The organism is Peptidiphaga sp. (assembly GCF_057238965.1).
Window position 1 is genome coordinate 1 of the sequence record NZ_DBHHEV010000118.1, and the last position, 6,067, is coordinate 6,067.

5 protein-coding genes are annotated in these 6,067 nt (G+C 64.7%); 4 read left to right on the forward strand and 1 reads right to left on the reverse strand.

Features of this window, described 5'->3' with window-relative positions; translation table 11 throughout:
* The 4 genes from ileS to ACO48X_RS10495 form a co-directional block, all read left to right on the forward strand.
* On the forward strand, positions 1 to 2,807 hold a 2,807-nt coding region (gene ileS / locus ACO48X_RS10480; RefSeq protein WP_485002031.1), incomplete at its 5' end, for an isoleucine--tRNA ligase.
* A gap of 53 nt (positions 2,808 to 2,860) precedes the next feature.
* Complete coding sequence (locus tag ACO48X_RS10485) at positions 2,861 to 4,570, forward strand: bifunctional folylpolyglutamate synthase/dihydrofolate synthase (protein WP_485002032.1); 1,710 nt, start codon at positions 2,861 to 2,863, stop codon at positions 4,568 to 4,570.
* Positions 4,571 to 4,834: 264 nt separating this feature from the next.
* Entirely contained in the window at positions 4,835 to 5,251 is a 417-nt protein-coding gene (gene ndk / locus ACO48X_RS10490) for a nucleoside-diphosphate kinase (protein WP_485002033.1), read from the forward strand.
* Between the two features lie 17 nt (positions 5,252 to 5,268).
* The gene (locus tag ACO48X_RS10495; RefSeq protein WP_485002034.1) at positions 5,269 to 5,550 is read left to right on the forward strand and encodes an HPr family phosphocarrier protein; all 282 of its coding nucleotides are present in this window, start codon (positions 5,269 to 5,271) and stop codon (positions 5,548 to 5,550) included.
* Between the two features lie 199 nt (positions 5,551 to 5,749).
* Here the strand turns inward: ACO48X_RS10495 and ACO48X_RS10500 are convergent.
* A partial coding sequence (locus ACO48X_RS10500; RefSeq protein ID WP_485002035.1) for a glycine betaine ABC transporter substrate-binding protein occupies positions 5,750 to 6,067 on the reverse strand: 318 nt, incomplete at its 5' end.

Below are 6,067 nucleotides of genomic sequence, written 5' to 3' on the forward strand. Positions count from 1 at the left end.
ACGTCACCCGCCAGGCGCGCTGGGTCGACTTCGACAACGACTACAAGACCCTCGACCCCACCTACATGGAGTCCGTCATGTGGGCGTTCAAGACGCTCTACGACAAGGGCCTCGTCTATAAGGGCTACCGAGTCCTTCCATACTGCTGGAACGATCGAACCCCGTTGTCCAACCACGAGTTGAAGATGGACGACGAGGTTTACCAGGACCGCCAGGATGAGACGGTCACCGTCGGCATGCGGCTGGTCGAGCCCGTCCGCAAGGGGGCGGAACGCCCCGAGTTGATCCTCATCTGGACGACCACGCCGTGGACCCTGCCCTCGAATCTCGCCGTCGCCGTCGGGCCGGACGTCGACTACGCCGTCGTCCGCGTCCCCGAAGCCCTCGACTCGCCTGTGGCGGGCGAGGACGTCATCGTCGCCGAGTCGCGTCTCAAGGCTTACGCGAAAGAGCTCGGGGAGGAGCCGGAGGTGCTCGCGCAAATTTCCGGCAAGGATCTTGTGGGACGCAGGTACCATCCGATTTTCGACTACTTCAACGCGCCCGAATATCTCGAAGAGGGCGCGGATCCCGGGCCGAACGTCTGGACTGTCATCGGGGCGGATTTCGTCACGACGGAGGACGGCACCGGTCTGGTCCACATGGCGTCGGCATTCGGCGAGGACGACATGATCGCCTGCCAGGAGGCCGGAATCGGCACGGTCGTTCCGGTCGACGACGGAGGCTGCTTCACCGCCGAAGTCCCCGATTACGAGGGTTTGCAGGTCTTCGACGCAAACAAGCCGATCGTCGCGGATCTGCGCGATTCGAGCGGGCCGCTGGCTGCGATCGAGCGCGACAGGCGAGCCGTGCTCGTCCAGCGCAAGAGCTACGTCCACAGCTATCCGCATTGCTGGCGCTGCCGCAAGCCGCTGATCTACAAGGCTGTGTCTTCCTGGTTCGTCAAGGTGACGGCCATACGGGACCGCATGGTTGAGCTCAACCAGGAGATCACGTGGACGCCCGAGCACGTCAAAGACGGAATCTTCGGCAACTGGCTGGCCGGGGCGCGCGATTGGTCGATCTCGCGCAATCGTTACTGGGGCGCCCCGATTCCCGTGTGGACAAGCGACGACCCGAACTTCCCCCGAGTGGACGTCTACGGTTCCTTCGCCGAGCTGGAGAGGGACTTTGGCGTGGAGGTCGCCGCTCTGCACCGTCCGTTCATCGACACCCTGACCAGGCCCAATCCCGACGATCCGAGCGGGAAGTCGACCATGCGCAGGGTGAGCGACGTCCTCGACTGCTGGTTCGAATCCGGCTCGATGCCCTTCGCCCAAGTGCATTATCCGTTCGAAAACAGGGACTGGTTCGACAACCACTACCCGGGCGACTTCATCGTCGAGTACATTGGGCAAACCCGCGGCTGGTTCTACACTCTCCACGTGCTCGCTACCGCGCTATTTGACCGGCCGGCTTTCCGCAACTGCGTCTCGCACGGCATCGTCCTGGGCGACGACGGGCGGAAGATGTCGAAGTCTCTTCGCAACTACCCTGACGTCTCCGAGGTGTTCGCCCGGCACGGCTCCGACGCCATGCGCTGGTTCCTCATGAGCTCGCCCGTGGTGCGAGGGGGCAATCTCGTGGTCAAGGAGGCTGCGATCCGCGACGCCGTGCGGCAGGTGCTTCTTCCGCTGTGGAACGCCTACTATTTCTTCACCCTCTATACCGGGGCGGCCGACGGAGGCCAAGGCTACCTCGCCGAGAGCATCGACCTTGCCGATGCGCAGGCCCTCGCTGCGCTCGACGTGCAGGACCGGTACGTTCTGGCGCATACGAAGAGGCTCGCCGACGCCGTGCGCGAAGACCTCGACGCCTTCGACATATCCTCGGCGTGCCAGAGTGTTCGCGATTACATCGACATGCTGACAAATTGGTACGTCCGCACCTCGCGCGACCGTTTCTGGAACGAGGATGAGAGGGCTTTCGACACGCTTTACACGGTGCTCGTCAATGTGTCGAAAATCCTTGCGCCCCTCCTTCCCCTTCTGACCGAGGAAATGTACAAGGGGCTCACCGGTGAGCGTTCGGTCCATCTGACCGACTGGCCTGAGCTTCCCGAAACATGTGACGCCCCCGAGCTGGTCGCCCAGATGGACGAAGTGCGCGAGATCGTCTCGGCCGGGCATTCGCTGCGCAAGGCGAACAAGCTCCGTGTCCGACTCCCGCTGAGGACTCTCTGGATCGTGTCGGATCAAGACCTCTCCGACTTCTCCGACCTCGTCGCCTCGGAGGTCAACGTCAAGGAGGTCCGCCTCGAAAGCATCGAGACCTGCGGCATGACGGCAACCCGGGAGCTCGCCGTCCTTCCGCGCGAGCTCGAGCCCGAGCAGCGCAAGCTCACGTCGTCTCTTTTCAAGGCGGCCCGCGAGGGCGCCTGGGAGGAGGTCGACGGGGGAGCGGTGCTCCACACGGAGCCTCCGATTCGCCTCAGGGAGGGCCAGTACACGGTGACGACGTCGGTCGTGGCCGACGACGGCGCCGTCGCGACGATCCTTCCCTCCGGCTCCTACATCGCCCTCGACGTCAACGTCGACGACGATCTCGAAGCCGAGGGATATGCGCGCGACGTCGTGCGGGCGGTGCAGGAGGCCCGCAGAGCCGCCGGTCTGCACGTCTCCGACAGGATCGCGCTCACACTCGGCGTTCCGGAGCCGCGCATCGGCGCGGTCGAGGCGCACATCGACTTCATCGCGGGAGAGACGCTCGCCGTGCGCACCGACGTGCGGGCGGCTTCCGATCTCACGATCGACGTCGAAAAAGCTTGATCCGAAGCCAATAGGCAGGCAGGAACGGCCAGGAAAAGATGAATGGAGGCCCGATGCAAGGCCAAGGCGGCCCCCGAGGGAGCGGCCCTGACGACAACGGCCCCGACGGGCAAGGCTTCGACGGAAGGAAAGGCGTCCGCGGCGAAACGCGGGGCTTTCCGGCCGAACTTGAGGGCGGGGGAGGAATGAGCTCCGCCTCGGAAAGGGAGCGAGACGAGGAAGCCCGGGACGAGGAGGCCGCGCGTCTGGCGCGGGAGGCCGCGGAGGACGAGGAGTTCGACGCCGCCGTCAAAGCCATCGTCTCCTCGGGGCTTGTCGCGGGCCCCGATCCGAGCGTCGTCGCGGACGTCCTCGCCGACGATTCGCAGTCCGGCCCACCGCCGGACGCGGTCGCCGAGGCGGAGAGGATCGCTCTGGACGGCGCGGTCGATGCCGTCTACCGCTCGATTCTCACTCGCGCCCGCGAGCACAAGGTGCAGCCCTCCCTCGAACGCGTGCGTGAGGCTCTGGCGATGTTGGGCAATCCCGAGCGCGCGTTTCGGTCGATTCACATCACGGGAACAAACGGAAAGACCTCCACCGCCCGGATGGTCGAAGCCCTTCTGCGCGAGCGCGGCCTGCGCACGGGCAGATTCACCTCGCCTCACCTGACGTCGGTTCGCGAACGCATGGCGATCGACGGCGCAGCGATTTCCCGCGAGGACTTTCTCGCCGCATGGGAGGACGTCGAACCCGTCGTCGAACTGGTCGACCGCAAGTCGACTGCTGCGGGCGGACCGCGGATGAGCTTCTTCGAGGTCTTCACCGTCATGGCCTACGCGGCCTTCGCAAACGCGCCCGTCGATGTGGCCGTCGTCGAAGTCGGAATGGGCGGGCTGTGGGACGCGACAAACGTGATCGAGGCAGACGTCGCCGTCATCCTTCCCGTCGCCATGGACCACGAGCGGTGGCTTGGCCACACGATCGAGGAGATCGCGAGGGAAAAGGTCGGAATCGTCAAGCCCGGCTCGTTCGTCGTCTCAGCGGGGCAGGGGGAATCCGTCGCCCAGATCGTGATGGACGCCGCCCGCAAAGCGAAGGCCCGCCTCGTCGCCGAGGGCCCGTCGTTGCATTTAGTCTCGCGCGAAACGGCCGTCGGCGGCCAGCTTGTCACCCTTCAAACCCCGGCGGCCCGCTACGAAGACGTCCCGCTGGCGCTGAAGGGGGAGCATCAGGCTCGCAACGCCGCCATCGCCCTCGCGGCGGCGGAGGCCTTCTTCGGAGGCGGCGCATTCGCGGCCGACGTCGTCGAGCACGCCTTCATGTCGGTTTCGTCTCCGGGGCGTCTGGAAATCGTTCGAAGCTCGCCGACGGTCGTGGCCGACGCCGCGCACAATCCCCACGGCGCGCAGGCCACGGCCGACGCTCTGCGCGAGTACTTCCCGGGCAGGCTCGTCGGCGTCGTCGCAATGATGGCCGACAAAGACGTCGAGGGCTTCCTCGGGGTCCTAGAGCCCGTCTTGGACGCGGTCGTCGTCACCGACATCGCGTCGGATCGGGCGATGGACGCCGACGAACTCGCAGACATCGCGGGCGGCGTTTTCGGAGACGGACGAGTTTTCGTCGAGCGAGACCTGGCCGAGGCGATCGACCGCGCAGCCGGCCTGGCCGAGTCAGACGACGGCGCGCCCATGGCCTCGCCTGCCGTGGTCGTCCTCGGCTCCATTCAGCTGGTCGCCGCCGCCCGCACTCTCATGGGAAAGCCGGGGGCGGACGGGGCGTAGCGCCTGGTTGCATTCGCACGCCGGGCTCGCACGCGGAGCTCGCTCACAGTGTTCGCACGCCGGGCTCGCACGCGGAGCTCGCTCACAGTGTTCGCACGCAGCGCTCGCGCGCGGTATTCGAACGCGGGGCGCCGTCGAATATTGGCAGCGACGGCGGAACGGCGGCCGAGGCTTTCCAAGAGCCGCCCAAACGGGGCGTTTGAGCGCGGTTTTCTCGGGACGATGGGCGCATCTTCCGGTCTGCTTCCATGAAACAATTGACCCATGGATTCTCAGCGCATTTTCATTCTGGTCAAGCCCGACGGCGTCGAGCGGGGGCTCGTCGGCGAGATACTCGGACGCATCGAAGCCAAAGGGTACAAGCTCGAAGACCTCAGGTTCATGCAGGCGAAGGAAGAGGTTCTCCGAGTGCACTATGCGCATCTCGCCGATAAGCCGTTCTTCCCCGAAATCGTCCGATACATGACTCGCGGCCCCGTAGTCGCCGCCGTTTTCAGCGGCGCGAACGTCATCGAAGGCGTACGGGCGCTGGCCGGCGCCACGAACCCGACCCAAGCCGTTCCCGGTTCCATCCGCGGAGACCTGGCCCGCGAATGGGGTCACGGAAACATCGAGAACCTCATCCACGCCTCCGATTCGGAGGAAAACGCGGAAAAGGAAATCTCGCTCTGGTTCAACTGATTCGAAAGGAAACACATATGTCAGAAAAGAGCACGGGGTATTCGCGCGAGGTCGTCGTCACCGACGACGGCGGCCTTCACGTCAGGCCCGCAGCTCAGCTTGCCCAGCTTGTGAAAACTCTGGGAGGAAACGTCTTCATCGACGGCGTTTCGGCGGATTCGGCCACGGAGCTCATGGCGGCCGGCTTCCACGAGGGCCAACAGGTGACCGTCTCCAGCCCGAACCCTGACAAGCGCGAGGCGGTCGATGCGATCGCGGACCGCATCGCCGGGGGCTTGGCCAACGCCAGGTGGGAGTGAGCCGGAGCCGGGCAAAGAAGAGCCGGCGACCGTTCGGGCAAAGGCTCGACAAGGCACAGCCGGACGAGAAGTCAAGACCCGTGATTCCGGGCTCATAGAAGATGACAGCGAACGAGGGGGCAGCGGCAAAATGCGCTGCCCCCTCGTTCGCTGTCTCTCAGGATCTGTGGCCTTCGTGCGGCGTCGACGTTCGCGACGCTTATTTCTTGGTTACGAAACCCTTGGAGATCAGCCATTCGCGGGCGACTTTCGAAGGATCCTGGCCTTCGACGTCGACCTTTAAATTCATCTCCCGCATCTCGTCGTCCGTCAGAAGCGGCGCCATCTGATCGAAGTACGCGCGGAGCTTCGGGAACTTTTTGACGAGAGAGGTCGCGTATACGGGAGAGACGTTGTAAGCAGGGAAGAAACCGAGATCGTCTTTGAGCACCCTCAAATTGAGCGATTTGATGCGCCCGTCGGTCGAAAAGACCTCGCCGAAGTTGCACGATCCTCTGTCGGTTGCCGTGTAGATCGC

Bases quoted from the DNA above. Each gene is read 5' to 3' on its own strand.
- ACO48X_RS10485 (WP_485002032.1), top strand. From the start codon at position 2,861: ATGCAAGGCCAAGGCGGCCCCCGAGGGAGCGGCCCTGACGACAACGGC.
- ndk (WP_485002033.1), top strand. From the start codon at position 4,835: ATGGATTCTCAGCGCATTTTCATTCTGGTCAAGCCCGACGGCGTCGAG.
- ACO48X_RS10495 (WP_485002034.1), top strand. From the start codon at position 5,269: ATGTCAGAAAAGAGCACGGGGTATTCGCGCGAGGTCGTCGTCACCGAC.